Origin of the sequence: Providencia sp. PROV156 (genome assembly GCF_028480905.1) — a bacterium.
In the GTDB taxonomy this organism is placed as follows: Bacteria; Pseudomonadota; Gammaproteobacteria; order Enterobacterales; family Enterobacteriaceae; genus Providencia; species Providencia hangzhouensis.
In genome coordinates this window covers 13860-30171 of the sequence record NZ_JAMPPE010000036.1, presented here as the reverse complement: position 1 = coordinate 30171, position 16312 = coordinate 13860, and the positions used below count along the sequence as shown (strand labels likewise).

The window sequence follows — 16312 nt, the reverse complement described above, 5'->3', positions numbered from 1 at the left end:
TCAAGCCATTATCAAGCAAATAATCCAAACTAATACTTAGCTAAGTAAACACTTAATCACTAAATAATACACCTATTTTGTAAGTTACATTTTCTAAGTAACATGATAAGAACTTGGAGAATTATCGGCTACACAGCCCGCCTAATATGTAAAATAATTCAAGATGTACTTTGAAAAGCTACTTAGTTTTTATGTCTATATTCCAATATGGCATTAGCAGGATATATTTTAAAATATAATGACGTCATTTAAGCATAAATGAATGGCTAATTACTCTTCCATAGAATGGACGAGTAATTATCATTTTTTATAAATAGCTTTCATTATATCGTAAATATAAAAATCTGTAATTTAGCTATAAATGCTTAAATTGTGTTTATTTTTAAAATTTTGTATTATCCTTCATCCTAAAAAAACAGAAACAAGTGGAATCAAAAACAGGCTGTCGATGAAAGTTATTTTTCATAATTTTGTGATATTCATCTAGTAAAATGAATAATAAGCTTTCTTAACGTTATGGTTTTGTTATGTTTGGTACTTGTAGATAATAAATCCATCTCTTGCTACTTTAAAAATTTAGTAATTTACTAATTGTAACAGTTTAACTGGCTTTTTAACGTACTGATATTTTGCCGAATTAGAGAGTTTTAGAGATAAAATTGACTGTTTTTACCATTTTTTACATAACAGTATCATTTATAGTGGGTTTATCACTTTTCATCGAGTTTAATTGTATCAATAACATTAATATTGTTACAGTGTTAAATAATTCTATTTATTTCCTTTATTTTTAGGTTATACATCGGCTACATAGGTCTTTTTTAGATGAATATTCCAAGGGTTTAGGCATATCCTCTGGAATATTACTATGCAGTGATACACACGTTGCGTGTAACTTTGTGATATTAAAGTATTATTTTGATTTTAAACACGAAATGTATAGCATGAAATACTTTGTTACATAGTTGCAATGTCAATTTAGGACTAGTTGAAACTAATTATAAGGGTAGTATATCATTCTGTTAGATATATGCTGAATCGTCTGTAGCATTATCAATGTTATACACATAAATATAAAAAATAAAATATGTAGATAATTATCTGCTAATTTTTATTTCCTTAAATATAAATTGAAGCGAGAATGTTTATGAACACGAAATATCCTGTCGCTTGTGCAGTTGGACAAAAAATAAAAGCCCTTAGAAGAGCTCAAGGCTTTACTGTTTTTCAGTTAGCTAAAGAGATAGATATAAGTGAACAGCAGCTATTTCGTTACGAGCGTGGTGTGAATCGTATCGATATAGATTGTCTAGTTCGAGTATTAAAAGTTTTAGACGTTAACATGGGTGAGTTTTTTAGTGAAGTCCTGCAAGAGGATACTCAAGTAGATGAGAGCACGGGTAATCAGGGGTTTGAAAGCTCTGCATATACTCTGGTGTAACTAAATATCTATATTGTTTTAGAATGAAACATAATTCGCTTTAATTCTTAATTGTTTCAATTAGGAACATAAATTAAATATACCTGCTATTTATAGCTTAAAATGACAATAGCTGTTTTTATCTTATGTTTCATTAAAGAACAAATAAAAGCCCGAAAGGGCTTTTATTTTTGTATCCTTAAAATAATTATTACTTAAGATTTTACTCAATATCTAAGAAAAATATTGGGTAAGATATTTATGCTCTGTTAACCTTCCTGCTCTTTGATTGGCTCTAATATTACGGTTACGATACGTGTGCCTATCATCTCTCCAATTCTTAATTGCAGTTGATCTAATTTTATGATGGTATCTTGCAAAGGTTCCGATATAGAAGCGTAAATAAATTGGTTAAGAGTCCTTTCATCACTATTATCAATTTGGATACCATAAGATGAGTAGATCTCATTTAATCGAGTCGTTCCTTTTAGACTTAGCCCTGTATCGGGAAGTTCAATAGGAGTGTGTTCAGAGATGTTTTTTTCTGAAAAAAGGCGTTCAAGAAAAATACGATTTTCAGGTTTAAGAACAACGAATAAATGGTCTTCAGCATGAAAGGTAGTTGAACCCCTTGGAGGTAAAACACTTTTTTCACGCGTAATCATTGCAATGACAGTTTGGTCAGGTAATGCAAGTTGCGATAATCGGCGACCCACTGCAGAGCAATCCTCTCCTAATGTATATTCCACTAAATCTGCGTCTATTTGTTCTACTGCGGTAATATCTAAAGTGGCCGCAGGGATCAATGGAGGTGGCTGCATTAAATTTAATTTACGTGCAACGTAAGGCAAGGTTGAGCCTTGTAAGGTTGCTGAAATTAATACCACAAAGAAAACTACGTCAAAAATTAAATGGGCATTAGGTAGCCCGTAGATAAACGGGAAAATAGCAAGAATAATAGGAACAGAGCCACGTAACCCTACCCAAGAAATTAATGTTATTTCAGGTTTAGGGAAACCAAATAATTTTAGAACGGGTATTACAGCCAATGGCCTCGCGATAAACGTTAAGACCAGAGCAATAATTAAGCCTTCAAGCCAGACTTCAATAAGAGAACTTGGGTTGACAAGTAACCCTAGCATAACGAACATGATAATTTGGCTTAGCCATGCTAATCCATCATGGAACAAAAATGTATTGCGTTGAAAAACAAACCGATGATTACCAATCACAACACCAGTGACAAAAATAGATAAAAACCCACTGCCTTCTAAATTACTGGCGAGACCGAAAGATAGTAGTCCACATGCAGCGACAAGCACAGGATACAAACCAGTAGCTAATAGCTTAATCTTATTGATAATTTTGACTGAAACCCAGCCAACGCTCAAGCCAACAACAGTACCTATTCCCATTTGGCTAAAAAACAGCAGAATTAATTCACTACCTGAAGCTTGTGGGTTCATTAAAAGTTGTAATAAACCAACAGTTAAAAATATGGCCGTAGGGTCATTTGTTGCACTTTCTATTTCTAAAGTGGATTGCAATCGTTCATTTAAATAGATCCCCGCGTTGCGCAGTAAGGAAAAAACGGCTGCGGCATCGGTAGAACCTACTATAGCGCCTAATAATAGCCCTTCAAGCAGAGGAACGCCGAGAATATAGGCAGCAGCGAGACCTGTTACACCTGCGGTGACAAGAACGCCTAATGTTGCTAGTGTAAAAGATGGTTTCCAAACTAGACGAATTGATTTTACTGATGTTTGTAGACCCCCATCAAATAAAATTAAAGCAAGGGCGAGAGAACCAACGGCATAGGAAACATTCACGTTATCAAATGTAATCTTACCTATCCCGTCTTCGCCTGCTAACATGCCAATAAACAAAAACATGACTAGCATAGGTAAACCGAGCCTAGCAGACAATTTGCTAGAGAAAATTCCCAAAAGAATGAGTATAGAAATCAATAAAATGAGTTGTTCAATAGTTGGCATAATCAGTTTAATCTGTAAGTGAATAAAACGCTGACGATGCATCGTAAAGCGCGCGTAGAAAGCAAAAAATGAAAAAACAGCAAGACGACTAAATATACATAGAGAATAGATTATTTTAGCGAAAAGCTGATAATATCCATTAAAAAGTATATCTACATGATTATAATATAAATAAATTTAAATAATTTGATTATTTATCGCATTTTTTATTATTAAAGTGAGTTAAATCACGTAAAAAAACGATAAATTTGAATAAGTAAGCACCGCAGTTCACTTTATTTTTAATTTTTTAACTAAAGATAATTTTGAAATGAGGGACATAAGCATTGAGGGGGAAAATAGGCACTTATAAAGTAAGGTAAAAGAGAGAAGGCCGAATATTCTTTCGACCTTCACCATCTAATTAATGGTAGCGCGCTTTTTTAGCTAAATAGTCACCAATAAATTGCATGCCTTGTACTATAATTACCAATGTAACAACGGTGATAGCCATTGCGACATTATCAAAACGCTGGTAGCCGTAGTTTAGAGCTAAGTCACCAACGCCACCACCACCAACGGCTCCTGCCATCGCGGTTGCACCGACTAAAGTAATACTTGCAGCGGTTAAACTTAAAATTAATGATGACTTTGCTTCTGGTAAAATAAAATGCCAAACAATTTGCCAATTAGTCGCTCCCATAGAATCAGCCGCTTCAATAATACCCGAATGTACACTGAGTAATGAATTTTCAACTAAGCGTGCGGTATAGGGCGCAATAAAAATGACTAATGGCACTATTGCTGCAGTTGTTCCTATTGAAGTTCCCACCATAAAGCGTGTGAGAGGGATCATAGCAACTAATAAGATGATAAAAGGCAGTGAGCGAATAATATTAATAATCGGGTTCACTATACGATAAATACATTTATTTTCCCAAATACCGTCTGGTCTCGTTACAACAAGTACGATACCTAATAAGATCCCAAATATAGAACCTAGTACGAGCGCAACGCTAACCATCGTAAAAGTTTCTGACATCGCTAATAAAAACTGTTTAGTTGTTAAAGCGGTTTCGAATAATTGTGTCATAGTGCCCCCTTATTAACTGCAACCCCACGTTGGCGAAGAAAAGAAACGGCATCATCTATTTTTTCTTTATCACCAATAAATTGGACAAACATGCTGCCTAGCACGACACCACTAATTTCTTTCATATTGGCAAACAAAATATTTATTTTGACAATTTCTTTCAGTATTAACTCATTAACAACAGGTTGTTGCGCAGAGGACCCTAAAAATTCAAGACGATAAACATCTTGTTGGTGTTCTAAGTTATGTAGAACGCGTTCTGGAATTTCTTCATTTAACACTGTCCCTACAAATTTTCTGGTTGTGTCTTGATGCGGATTTGCAAAAATATCAAGTACAGTTCCTTCTTCGACAATTTTTCCTGATTCCATAACGGCTACACGGTTACAGATTTCTTCAATGACTTCCATTTCATGAGTTACGAGCAAGATAGTAATATTTTGTTCTTGATTGATTTTTTTTAATAATTGCAAAATTGAGCGAGTTGTTTGCGGGTCAAGGGCTGAAGTGGCTTCATCACATAACAAAATTTGTGGGTTATTGATCAAAGCACGAGCAATACCAACACGCTGCTTTTGCCCACCGGATAGCTGCCCAGGGTATTGGTGTTTTTTATCGCTAAGTTCGACATATTCAAGAATGCTATCAACTCGCCGAGTGATTTCTTGTTTATCGACACCTGAAAGTAATAAGGGCATCGCAATATTTTGAGCAACAGTTTTAGTTTCTAGCAAATTGAAATGCTGGAAAATCATACCAATGCTTTTTTTATGTGAACGAGTTTCTGCAGGGGTATGTTCAGCAATATTCTGGCCATTAATAATAACTGCCCCACTGGTTGGTTTTTCTAATTGATTCACCAAGCGGATAAGTGAACTTTTACCCGCTCCGCTATAACCAATAAATCCAAAGATATCACCTTTATTGATATGCAAATTAATGTCTTGCAATGCAACTAAAGACTGCCCATCTTTTTCATAGACTTTTTGAATATTTTGAAAGGTAATCATGATTTACTCTACATTATCAGTTAATTGCACGCGTTCTGAAGGTGGTGCAGCGGGTTGCCACTCATCACCTAATAATTCAGCTTCTTGGCTATTTTTGACTTGCTCAAGGTGTTGTTCTTGATGACTCAAGTACAATTGAGCTGCAATATGGTCAGCCAATCGTTCTGCCCCAACATTAGTTCCGGGGATTAACCCTATAACAGGCCCCATACTGAGCGATGCACTTAAGTTAAAACAATATAACTGATTGATTTTTAGTGTGTCTTGCTTGTGTTTCGCTTGAAATTCAAAGTGATTACCTAAATAAGGATGTGAAGCTAACTCTGTATTTTCTTCATGAATGGATGGCGTGTATGCATCTCCCCACGTTTTAACTAACGGTGATAACCGATGAAAGGCGCTGTGCTTGGCCCAATTAATCCGATAACCAGTTGCCAAGATCAAATAATCTAATATAAATTTACCTGTCGTTGTCGTGACATGTAACTTTTTGTTTTTTAATTCAATAAATTTAACTTGAGTATTGAAATTGAAATAAGCATTCTCATGACGAGATACTCTTAGTGTGCTTCCGTGGGGCGCTGGTGTTTTGGCTTTGGCTACATAGTCCGTGTAATGCCATTTTTGAGCATCGGTAAAATAGGCATATGCATTGGTAAAACCTGCGCTTCCAGCAACTTTCCCTCGGTTTACACGAGGCATATCGCTAGCACGAATTAAAATTTCAACCGAATTAGCACCATTTTCTAATGCCGTTGCTGAACTATCCATAGCACCTGCACTATAGCCAACAACACCAATGTCTAAACCTTTAAAGCGACGATAGTCAGTACCTGCATATGAATGTTCCCAATAATTCGTTGGGATGTCATTCATAAAGCTAGGGATATTAGCTTCACTAAAAGACTCCATACCAGTCGCTAAAATTGCATGTTGCGCTTGATAACTGACCGTTCCTTCTGGGGTATCAAAAATTAATTCACGGTAGTTATCGTTTAATTGCACATCCACTAACCGATATTGATTAAGCACATAGGGTTCTGTCATGGTTTTATACCATTGCAAGTATTCTCCCCACTGCAAACGTGGGATTTTATCGAGTTCATCCCATTTTTGAATGCCAAACTGGGCTTTAAACCAAGCCTGAAAAGTTAAAGAGGGGGATGCAAGCGCAGGGCCAACCACATGTTTTGGGGAACGTAGTGTTTCCATTAGTGCAGGGGTTTGCCATGGGCCTTCTTTGCCAGCAGAGGCTTGATCGAAAACAATCGCGTTGATACCGCGTAATTTCAGGGCGAATGCTGCTGTAATACCTGACATACCCGCACCAATGATAGCGACATCAACAACTTGGTTTTCAGGGTTATTTTTTGATAATGACCAAGACGTTATTGGTAAATTTAGATACTGCAAATCTTGTTTTATTTGCGCTTCTAATGCCTCTAAACCCATAATCAGTTCCATTGAATTACTCCTTACCTTCTACTATTTCAAAGGGTTCACCCAGAGATAACATCAAGCGGTTTGCCCATGAAAAGAAGGCCGTCGATTGAACTAAATCGAGTAATTCAAGTTCAGATAAACCCAACGCTTGTAGTACTTTGATTTGTGGTGCTGTGGCTTGGATAGGGGTTGCAGACAAGGATGCGACTAAGTCTGTGATGGCTAACAATCTGTCATCAAAGCCTTCAGCAAGAATTGAACCGGTCGCAGTGGCTAATAGCTTATCGACATCAGCGCGTCGTTCTTTTGCATACTGACTGGCTTTTCTTGCATGAACAGAAGCGCAATAAATGCAGCCATTAACTTTACTCGTTACCGCCGCAGCGAATTCCCGCTCCCAACGAGGTAGCCCTTCAGTGGTGTAAAATACCCCACGGTCAACTAAGGTTCGTAATTCTAAAATTTTGCTTTGATGTGCGAGTAGTAAAAAATATTCAGAGTTTAATTGGCCAAATTTTTTCATAACCTGAGCTTCTTCAACAGACAATGTCTTCGCATCCCTTGCTGAAATCCAAGCTTCCCATCCTAAGTTATCTTGTGTAAAAGCGGTTGGAGAAGAGTTCCCTTTTCGGGTTAATAGTTGATGGTTCCATTTACCAGCCACAACTTTGGACGAATTACTTGTAAGGCTGCTATTATCTGTCAGTAAAAGGATCCCTTCGATTAGCCGAGCTTGATAGGTGACATAAGTTATTAATTGGGCAAGTAAAATGATGTCACTCTCTTGCCAACCTTGTTCAGTTAATGCAGCAATTAATTGGTAATGGGTGTCTTTAGGTGATTGCGTTAAAACTTGCAGATATTCTTTTGCTGTGGAAAGTGGTTGGGTAAGAGGTTCATTAGGAATTGAGTCTATTAATTGCAAATAAAATTCAGCGAGACGGGGACTTCCCGTTATTTTTGCGACTTCATGAGCAAAATAATATTTCACATCATTTGTGAGAAGTGTCGATGGCGTAGAAAAAATAGCTTCAAATACGGCTTGAGTATTTTCAGTCGCGACTGAGCGTTCATGGCGAATTTTAGCTAAGTTGGAATCTGGCGTTAAATTAGTTAAATAATTAATTACATCATTATAGGAAATAGTCATAAAGCAACTCACTTTTTTTAAACGTTTTTATCTCCTTCATTACATATCAATCACATCACTAATCGAACGATCTATTTGTTATATATTTATAACCAAAAAGAATTACAAGTGACTCTTATATTACTTTTGTATTAAGTTATAACGATATAGTCTAAGTTGTGCTCTTTAATTATGATTATACTGCCCAAAATATCTTTACAGGGTTGTTACATATGTTAAAACAAAAAATAATAGGTTTATCTTTAATTACTACTGCTTTAGTTGTGTTGGCAGGGTGTGGCGATAATAGTGAAAAAGATAATCCTAATAAAAAACAAATTACAATAGGCTTTGGTGTTGGCAATTATATTGACCAAGTGGATAAAGGTATTGTACCGATTTTAGAAAAAAAAGGTTATACCGTTAATTTGCGCCAATTTTCACAGAATAGGCAAATAAATCCTGCTTTTGAAGAAGGTTCTATTGATGCTTCTGTAAATCAAAGCCGTGCCTATATGGAGGCTTATAACAAAAAAAATAATATTAACATGGTGGCATTGACAGACTCACCGAGTGCGCCTCAAAGCCTGCGGTCAAATAAACATAAAACGCTGGATGATGTGAAGGACGGTATGATTGTTGCGTTATCTAATGACCCCGTTAATGCAGAGCGTGGCGCTAGGATCCTGGAAAAGTTAGGTTGGATTACAATTAAGCCTGATGTGAGTACATTAAGTTTTAGTGTTAATGATATCTCCCCAAATGAATATAACTTAGATATTCGAGAAACCGATGCGGCTCAAGGGTTGCGATTATTAGATGATGTTGATTTTGTCGTTGTGAATGGTAACTATGTGGCAAGTGCCGGCCAACGTATTGCAGATGGTTTAGTTGTAGAAAACTCACCGCTAGAGCATCGCGTTATTGTGACTGTCATGCAAAAAGACCTAGATGCTCAGTGGGCAAAAGATTTGAAAGAAGCTTTTGAATCTAAAGAGTATGCAGATTATATTCGTTCTCAGCGTATTTATGATGGTTTTATTGAACCTGACAGCTGGAACAAATACCCTAAATAAAATCCTAGTCTATTTTTTTATTATTAATATTATGTTAACCACTAATTTTTATTAATTAGTGGTTTTTTGCTATAAAAGATAAATATCTTACTGATTTAATATGAAAAAGATTCGTGTTGAATTTGTAGACAACAGGATGTTTTTTCGTTATTTAATAGGTTAAGAAAGGCATTATAAAAATAGTCTGTAGATAATTTTATTTAGAAAATAGAACTGACAGGGGAAAATATGAGCAATGAATTAATTGATGCATTTAATGTAATAAAATCTAAAAAATGGGTTGATTTGACACATAGCTTCGATAAAGACTCACCGCATTTTTTTATGTTTGACTCTGCTGAGTTTAAAACATTATTTGGCTATCCAGAAGGTTTCTTTGCACAGCAATTTACATTTCCAGGACAATATGGCACCCATATTGATGCTCCCTGTCATTTCGTTGAAGGGAAACGTTATTTACATGAGCTTGAATTAAAAGAACTTGTTCTGCCATTGATTGTTATTGACCAGTCTGAAAGGGCAAAAGAAGATCCTAATTTTGCATTTTCTCTTGATGATGTCCTTAATTTTGAAGCGAAAAATGGCCGAATTGAATCAGGGAGTTTTGTTGCATTACGTACTGACTGGAGTAAACGTTGGCCATCACAAGAGCTGATGGATAATAAAGATGACGAGGGCAATAACCAAATACCGGGTTGGGGAATGGATGCACTTAAATTTTTATTTGAAGAACGCGGAATAAAAGCGATTGGCCATGAAACATTTGATACTGATGCAGCAAAAGATTTTCGAAAAAATAATGCGTTACTTGGTGAGTATTATGTATTAGAACAAGATACATACCAAGTTGAATTACTTGCTAATTTGGACCAAGTCCCCACGCGTGGTGCTGTAATTTTTAATATTGTTGCTAAACCAAACAATGCTAGTGGTTTTCCTGTTCGTTCTTTTGCAATACTGCCATAGGATTTATAATTATAGCCAATCTGCTTATGTAATAGCAGATTGGCTAAAAAGCCTATAAAGCAAATAAAATCCATGCAGCAGCTAATAACATGCACAATAGTGCTACAACTCCCCCTGATTTAGAAAACTCACCAAAAGAAATTTTCACGCCATATGCCGCTGATTGTTCGACCACAATAATGCCAGCAAGACTACCGAAAACCAGTAAGTTGCTTGAAAAACCAGAACCCAAAACGAGAGCGGCGCCTAACGAATCGGCATTACCTTCAGGTGTTAAGAAGGGAACGAGTAACATGACTGAAGGGTTGTTTCCAACGATAGTACTTAGAACACCAGTAACTAAAAATAGGGCTAATGGATTGTTGAGATCCACACCATAGCTTCGCAAATCAGTTAATAATTGCTGAGGAAGACCTGTGGCGGCAAAAGCGGCATTGACGACAAATAATCCCATGATGAGTAATAAAAGATTGCCATCGACGAGTTTAAGCATATCACTCGAGGCAATGGATCTATTTAATAATAAAAATCCAGCAGCCGTTAACGCTATAAGTTCTTTAGGAATATCTGTCACAATAAAGGTAATGATAACTGCGAAAGTAATAACGCCAGCTTTTGCTGTTTCCCATACATTTAATGTTTCTTGGGTGGTTTTAGGGGGCGTTGCTAATGTATTTTCTTTAGTCAAATACCAACGATTACGATATAACCAAACAAGTACCAACCATGTTAATGGTAAGGAAAGCAGGGCTGGTATTGCAGACGCCTGTAATAAGCCAACAAACGAGATATCGAGTCCTTGCGCTGCGATCATATTCTGTGGGCTACCAATTAATGAGCCCGCCGCTCCGTTATTAGCTGCGAAACAAAAGCCAAGCAAAAAAGGAATTGGGTTTAAACCGCGAGATAAACTAATTGATACTAATAATGGTGTCATGGCGACAACAACAACATCATTCGTGAGCAATGCAGAAAGAAAGCCGCCGACAAGAATTAAAACAGCCAGTAATATTGGTGGGGAAACTTTTAGCATGGCTACCCGGTTTGCGGTCCAGCTATAAAAACCAGAAACAACGAAAGAAGCAGAAACGACCATAAGCCCAAATAACATACCAATAGTTCGGTAATCAATAGCATTCCATGCATGGGGAGGGGTAATACTATCGATAGCCATCATAGCTAAGGCACCAATAACCGCAGCGCCAGTTCTATCAACTTTGAAGCCAGGTAGCTTACCAAAGCCCATCGCAATATAAACCAAAAGAAAAACAATAACGGTTAACGTCATGATGTTCACATTTTAATTAAGAAAATTAGAGGTAATTTATCGGTGAACACCTGACGAAGCAAGGCTAAATAATGTATTGATAATAATGCGTTACTGTTGCTTCTATTTAAGACTATCTCAAAAAGATAGTAGCCATAATGAAATAGATAATACGTTTAGTAATTTTATTACAAAATTGAGAAATGATCTGTGCGGGTGAGAAAATGTTGGCAGTTCACTGGGTAGAAAAAGATAAATAGAAAATAAATTGTGATGATTGTCACCAATTGAAGATAAACTGTGATTTTTTCTTTGTGATTAAAATCACGAAAAATGTTTTTTTAGTGCAAAAAAAGAGCAATGTAATTTAGTAACACGATTTTTTTGTGATCTTTGTCAATATAAAGATGGGGTAAGTAGGGGTTGGATGGTGATGATGGTCACAAAAAGGCCCGCGTGGTGCGAATCTGATCAAGCTCATGCTAGAGTGAAAGTGTTGAAAAAATCACAGACGTTATTTGGCGATAACGTTACAACTTTATCATTTTCGTACCACGGGGTTCTGTCATGGTAACATCAAATATCAAATTAAAGGTACAGAATTTTGGGCGTTTCCTCAGTAATATGGTTATGCCTAATATCGGTGCCTTTATCGCTTGGGGATTAATAACGGCGTTATTCATCCCAACTGGCTGGTGGCCTAATGAGACATTAGCTCAACTTGTTGGCCCTATGATCACTTATTTACTACCACTATTAATCGGTTATACCGGTGGCCGTTTAGTTGGTGGAGAGCGGGGCGGAATAGTCGGCGCAATAACAACAATGGGGGTAATTGTTGGTGCTGACATGCCAATGTTTATGGGGGCAATGATTGCTGGCCCATTAGGCGGATATGCAATAAAACGTTTTGATTTGTGGATAGAAGGCAAAGTTAAAACAGGTTTTGAAATGTTGGTGAATAATTTTTCCTCCGGCATTATCGGCATGTTATTAGCCATTTTGGCTTATTTAGCTATTGGGCCTCTTGTTGCAGGGCTATCCAAAATATTGGCAGCAGGCGTGAATGTGATGGTGGAGAATAATTTACTTCCACTCACGTCTATTTTTGTTGAGCCCGCCAAGATATTATTTCTAAATAACGCGATTAACCACGGTATTTTCTCACCCTTAGGTATTCAACAAGCGACTGAAACTGGCGCATCTATTTTCTTTCTTATTGAAGCCAACCCTGGACCGGGTTTAGGTGTTTTACTTGCTTACATGTTTTTTGGTAAAGGAAATGCGAAGCAATCTGCACCAGGAGCCGCAATTATTCACTTTTTTGGTGGGATACATGAGATTTATTTCCCCTATGTCTTAATGAACCCTCGGTTAATTCTTGCAGTTATTCTGGGTGGGATGACAGGAGTGTTTGTTATGAACCTTTTTCATGCTGGGTTAGTCTCTCCTGCATCACCGGGTTCAATATTTGCAGTTCTGTTGATGACGCCTAAGTCATCATTGGTCGGTGTGATTTTATCAGTCACCAGTGCGACGTTAGTTTCCTTTATTGTTTCCGCGATTTTATTAAAGAAAACTCGCATAGGTGATGATGATGAGCTCGAAAATGCTACGAAAAAAATGCGTAATATGAAATCGCAATCAAAATCATCGGCAGCAGTAGAAATCAATCAAAATACCTCTGTTAATTTAGCCGAAGTACGCAACATTATTGTAGCTTGTGATGCAGGAATGGGTTCTAGTGCCATGGGAGCAGGAGTATTAGCTAAAAAGGTGCGTGATGCGGGCTTATTAGGAATTTCTGTTTCGAACATGGCAATTAACGACCTGCCGGATAACGTTGATATTGTGATAACGCATAAAGATTTAACACAAAGAGCGAAAACATTTGCACCAAATGCAATGCATATATCGTTGACTAATTTCCTAGATAGCCAAACGTATAATGATCTTGTAACAAACTTAATAGCTAAAAAAAATCCTAAAGCAGCAAATGATGGACGACTGATTAAACAAACGATTATTGCAGCAAATGATGAATCCTATGAAATGGAAGATCATGATGATGCGATATTTACATTGAGTGCAAAGCATATTCATTTAAACCTATCTGCACAGAATAAAATGCAAGCCATTCAATTTGCGGGGCAAAAATTAGTTGAGGGTGGCTATGTTGAGCCTGACTATATTGAGGCGATGTTAGCTCGCGAAAAACTAACTTCAACCTATCTAGGTGAATCTATTGCTGTTCCTCATGGCACCATAGAAGCAAAAGATCGAGTATTAAAAACCGGCATTGTTATTTGCCAATACCCTGAAGGCGTACAATTTGGTGAAGAACCTGATGAAATTGCCCGCCTAGTTATTGGTATTGCAGCACAAAATAATGAGCACATTGAAGTTATCACACGAATTACTTCCGCTTTAGATGAAGATGGGGTTATTGAGCGTTTATGTGAAACCCAAGATGTTCAGGAAGTACTCGAAATTTTAGCGTCTCAAAGTGCAGCATGAGGAGAATAATAATGAAAGTCATTCATTTTGGTGCAGGAAATATAGGCCGCGGTTTTATTGGTAAATTATTAGCAGATGCAAATTCACAAGTAACTTTTACTGATGTCAATCAGCCATTAATTGACCAATTAGCACATCAACAATCTTATAATGTTCATGTTGTTGGTCAGGAAAATCGTATTGAGAAAGTCCAACACATTCACGCTGTTAATAGCAATGACCCTAAAACGATAGAGTTTATTGCAACAGCAGATATGCTTACAACAGCAGTCGGGCCACAGGTGCTGGAAAAAATTGCCTCAACGATAGCTAAAGGCATTATTCATAGAAAATCGTTGGGAAATAACCAGCCGCTCAATATTATTGCATGTGAAAATATGGTAAGAGGAACTAGCCAACTAAAGCAACATGTATTGGCTCAATTGCCTGAAGAGTTGCATCAATGGGTTGAGCAGCATATTGGCTTTGTAGACTCCGCAGTTGACCGTATTGTTCCTCCGATGGATGCAGCGAATGATGACCCGCTTGACGTTACTGTCGAATCCTTTAGTGAGTGGATTGTTGACCAGACACAATTTGTTGGTGATGTTCCTATTATCAATGGGATGGAATTAACGGATAACCTAATGGCATTTGTTGAACGCAAACTATTTACGTTAAATACAGGCCATGCGATGACAGCGTATTTGGGACAATTATATGGATACCAAACAATTAGTGAGTCAATTGGGGATTTGAGGATCCATACTGTTGTTAAATCGGCTATGCAAGAAAGTGGACAAGTTTTAATTCAACGTTATGGCTTTGATTCACAAATACATAATCAATACATAGATAAAATACTAAGTCGCTTTGCAAACCCATATTTAAAAGATGATGTTAGTCGAGTAGGGCGACAGCCTATGAGAAAGTTAAGTTCTAATGATCGCTTAATTAAGCCGTTGTTAGGCACATTTGAATACCAATTACCAAATGAAAATCTGATCATAGGAATTGCTGCCGCATTGCATTTCAGATGTGAAGCTGATCCTCAAGCAAATGAAATGGCAAAGTTAATTGCTGACAAAGGTATATATCAAGCGGTTGTTGAGCTTTGTGGGTTAGAGCAATATCCCGAGGTTGTTGATAGAATCTGTTCCCAATACCAGTTATTGATATTGAGTAACAAGTAATATTACGGATAATAGATTGATTAATTGAGGTTCAGTCACTTTATGGCTATCTACAGTATGATAGTAAGTAGTATAGCTATAAAGTGATAAAAGAAGCTAATATGGAAAATAAACAAAACATTGAAAATCAGATTCTTGAGCGGTTAAATCAACGGCCGGAAGTAAATTTATTTGTTCAAGAGGTCGTTCTTTTAATTTCACAAGCTATTGATAAATTAATGTTAAAAGTTTTTAGAAAGGATGATTATGCGGTAAAATATGCAGTTGAACCACTTTTAACTGGAAATGGGCCATTAGGAGAGTTATCGGTTCGTTTGAAACTTCTATTTGCATTAGGGGCGATTTCTCGTGAAACCTATGAAGATATAGAATTATTTCTTGCTTTGAATGAATCGTTATCAGCAGAAAATTTAAATATAAATTTTACAGATGATGAAATTTTAGGCAGTATTAAAATGCTTCATTGTATGGAACCTTTACCAGAAATGATGAGATTCAATCAACCAGAGGATCTTGTCGATAACCAATTAATTGAATTGCAAAAACACCGTTTTCAACAAATGATAAAATCATCGTTAGTATTATCTGTAACTGCTTTAATTACCCAAATTATAGAAACCGATGTATTTTAAAATTGTAAACTCAATTCTATGATGTTTTACTGTTTACTTATCAAAGTAAATATGTTTGAAATAATGCTTTATTATCCGACTATCAATAGAATATAGAATGAATATTATTGTTGCACATGAAGTCACCACTGAAGATAAAGAAGAACTCCTTGCAGGGTTACGTAGTTTTAATATCCAATATTTGAATGCAGAACGTTTTAGTGAGTTAGGCGTTTATTTTAAAAATAACTCTGGTGTTATGCTTGGTGGATTACTGGCTTCTGTAAAGGCAAATTGGCTTTGTATCGATTTTTTATGGGTAAGTGAGGACGCCAGAAAAATGGGGTTAGGCAGTAAATTGATGTATACCGCTGAACGAGAAGCAATAAAATTAGGGTGTATTCATAGTTTAGTAGATACATTCAGTTTTCAAGCCTTACCCTTTTATGAAAAATTAGGATATGTAAAACAAATGTCCTTACCTGATTTCCCAGAGACAGGCATGGAAAGGCATTATCTCACTAAAACTGAATTATCATAATCATATTTACTGCATTTAATCTGCTGTAAGTTGACATTGTTGTTATCATTTAAATTTATTTTGCGCGGCTAGCATTTGATACACGAAGAGAAGA

The 16312-nt window shown here is 36.5% G+C and carries 13 protein-coding genes; 7 read left to right on the top strand and 6 right to left on the bottom strand.

Features of this window, described 5'->3' with window-relative positions:
• The first annotated feature begins 1147 nt into the window (after positions 1 to 1147).
• Positions 1148 to 1441 carry a helix-turn-helix domain-containing protein gene (locus tag PSF31_RS19625; RefSeq protein ID WP_096864940.1) on the top strand — a complete coding sequence of 98 codons (294 nt, stop codon included), beginning with the start codon at positions 1148 to 1150 and terminating at the stop codon, positions 1439 to 1441.
• Between the two features lie 248 nt (positions 1442 to 1689).
• Here PSF31_RS19625 and PSF31_RS19620 read toward each other — a convergent pair whose 3' ends face one another.
• The 5 genes from PSF31_RS19620 to PSF31_RS19600 all read right to left on the bottom strand — a co-directional run bounded on the left by PSF31_RS19620 (position 1690) and on the right by PSF31_RS19600 (position 8089).
• Positions 1690 to 3456 (bottom strand): potassium/proton antiporter, encoded by a 1767-nt coding sequence (locus PSF31_RS19620; protein WP_227528923.1) that lies wholly within the window; start codon positions 3454 to 3456, stop codon positions 1690 to 1692.
• A gap of 361 nt (positions 3457 to 3817) precedes the next feature.
• Positions 3818 to 4486, bottom strand: coding sequence for a methionine ABC transporter permease (locus tag PSF31_RS19615; RefSeq protein ID WP_004264861.1), 669 nt, complete (start codon positions 4484 to 4486; stop codon positions 3818 to 3820).
• Positions 4483 to 5496 (bottom strand): methionine ABC transporter ATP-binding protein, encoded by a 1014-nt coding sequence (locus tag PSF31_RS19610; RefSeq protein ID WP_096864900.1) that lies wholly within the window; start codon positions 5494 to 5496, stop codon positions 4483 to 4485. Before PSF31_RS19610 ends, PSF31_RS19615 begins: the two co-directional genes overlap by 4 nt.
• Positions 5497 to 5499: 3 nt before the next feature.
• The gene (locus PSF31_RS19605) at positions 5500 to 6960 is read right to left on the bottom strand and encodes an FAD/NAD(P)-binding protein (protein ID WP_096864901.1); all 1461 of its coding nucleotides are present in this window, start codon (positions 6958 to 6960) and stop codon (positions 5500 to 5502) included.
• 4 nt (positions 6961 to 6964) lie between these two features.
• Positions 6965 to 8089 (bottom strand): CMD domain-containing protein, encoded by a 1125-nt coding sequence (locus PSF31_RS19600; RefSeq protein ID WP_096864902.1) that lies wholly within the window; start codon positions 8087 to 8089, stop codon positions 6965 to 6967.
• A 212-nt stretch (positions 8090 to 8301) separates the two neighbouring features.
• Between PSF31_RS19600 and PSF31_RS19595 the strand changes: the two genes are divergently transcribed.
• Both PSF31_RS19595 and PSF31_RS19590 read left to right on the top strand, forming a co-directional pair.
• On the top strand, positions 8302 to 9144 hold the full coding sequence (locus tag PSF31_RS19595; protein WP_094963177.1) for a MetQ/NlpA family ABC transporter substrate-binding protein: 843 nt from the start codon (positions 8302 to 8304) through the stop codon (positions 9142 to 9144).
• A gap of 228 nt (positions 9145 to 9372) precedes the next feature.
• A complete protein-coding gene (locus tag PSF31_RS19590; protein ID WP_004264854.1) occupies positions 9373 to 10110 on the top strand; it encodes a cyclase family protein in 738 nt (245 codons plus the stop codon).
• 52 nt (positions 10111 to 10162) lie between these two features.
• On the opposite strand, the gene PSF31_RS19585 is transcribed toward PSF31_RS19590, so the two are convergent.
• Positions 10163 to 11398, bottom strand: a complete 1236-nt coding sequence (locus tag PSF31_RS19585; protein ID WP_096864903.1) for an SLC13 family permease — start codon at positions 11396 to 11398, stop codon at positions 10163 to 10165.
• Between the two features lie 546 nt (positions 11399 to 11944).
• Between PSF31_RS19585 and PSF31_RS19580 the strand changes: the two genes are divergently transcribed.
• The 4 genes from PSF31_RS19580 to PSF31_RS19565 all read left to right on the top strand — a co-directional run bounded on the left by PSF31_RS19580 (position 11945) and on the right by PSF31_RS19565 (position 16218).
• Positions 11945 to 13894 carry a PTS mannitol transporter subunit IICBA gene (locus PSF31_RS19580; protein WP_096864904.1) on the top strand — a complete coding sequence of 650 codons (1950 nt, stop codon included), beginning with the start codon at positions 11945 to 11947 and terminating at the stop codon, positions 13892 to 13894.
• A gap of 11 nt (positions 13895 to 13905) precedes the next feature.
• Positions 13906 to 15066 (top strand): mannitol-1-phosphate 5-dehydrogenase, encoded by a 1161-nt coding sequence (locus tag PSF31_RS19575; protein ID WP_164561146.1) that lies wholly within the window; start codon positions 13906 to 13908, stop codon positions 15064 to 15066.
• Positions 15067 to 15167: 101 nt separating this feature from the next.
• Positions 15168 to 15698, top strand: coding sequence for an MltR family transcriptional regulator (locus PSF31_RS19570; RefSeq protein WP_036958979.1), 531 nt, complete (start codon positions 15168 to 15170; stop codon positions 15696 to 15698).
• Positions 15699 to 15795: 97 nt separating this feature from the next.
• Complete coding sequence (locus PSF31_RS19565; RefSeq protein ID WP_096864906.1) at positions 15796 to 16218, top strand: GNAT family N-acetyltransferase; 423 nt, start codon at positions 15796 to 15798, stop codon at positions 16216 to 16218.
• Positions 16219 to 16312: the final 94 nt, after the last annotated feature.

Coding starts and splice junctions, on each gene's coding strand:
- PSF31_RS19625 (WP_096864940.1), top strand. CDS start 1,148: ATGAACACGAAATATCCTGTCGCTTGTGCAGTTGGACAAAAAATAAAA.
- PSF31_RS19620 (WP_227528923.1), bottom strand. CDS start 3,456: ATGCATCGTCAGCGTTTTATTCACTTACAGATTAAACTGATTATGCCA.
- PSF31_RS19615 (WP_004264861.1), bottom strand. CDS start 4,486: ATGACACAATTATTCGAAACCGCTTTAACAACTAAACAGTTTTTATTA.
- PSF31_RS19610 (WP_096864900.1), bottom strand. CDS start 5,496: ATGATTACCTTTCAAAATATTCAAAAAGTCTATGAAAAAGATGGGCAG.
- PSF31_RS19605 (WP_096864901.1), bottom strand. CDS start 6,960: ATGGAACTGATTATGGGTTTAGAGGCATTAGAAGCGCAAATAAAACAA.
- PSF31_RS19600 (WP_096864902.1), bottom strand. CDS start 8,089: ATGACTATTTCCTATAATGATGTAATTAATTATTTAACTAATTTAACG.
- PSF31_RS19595 (WP_094963177.1), top strand. CDS start 8,302: ATGTTAAAACAAAAAATAATAGGTTTATCTTTAATTACTACTGCTTTA.
- PSF31_RS19590 (WP_004264854.1), top strand. CDS start 9,373: ATGAGCAATGAATTAATTGATGCATTTAATGTAATAAAATCTAAAAAA.
- PSF31_RS19585 (WP_096864903.1), bottom strand. CDS start 11,398: ATGACGTTAACCGTTATTGTTTTTCTTTTGGTTTATATTGCGATGGGC.
- PSF31_RS19580 (WP_096864904.1), top strand. CDS start 11,945: ATGGTAACATCAAATATCAAATTAAAGGTACAGAATTTTGGGCGTTTC.
- PSF31_RS19575 (WP_164561146.1), top strand. CDS start 13,906: ATGAAAGTCATTCATTTTGGTGCAGGAAATATAGGCCGCGGTTTTATT.
- PSF31_RS19570 (WP_036958979.1), top strand. CDS start 15,168: ATGGAAAATAAACAAAACATTGAAAATCAGATTCTTGAGCGGTTAAAT.
- PSF31_RS19565 (WP_096864906.1), top strand. CDS start 15,796: ATGAATATTATTGTTGCACATGAAGTCACCACTGAAGATAAAGAAGAA.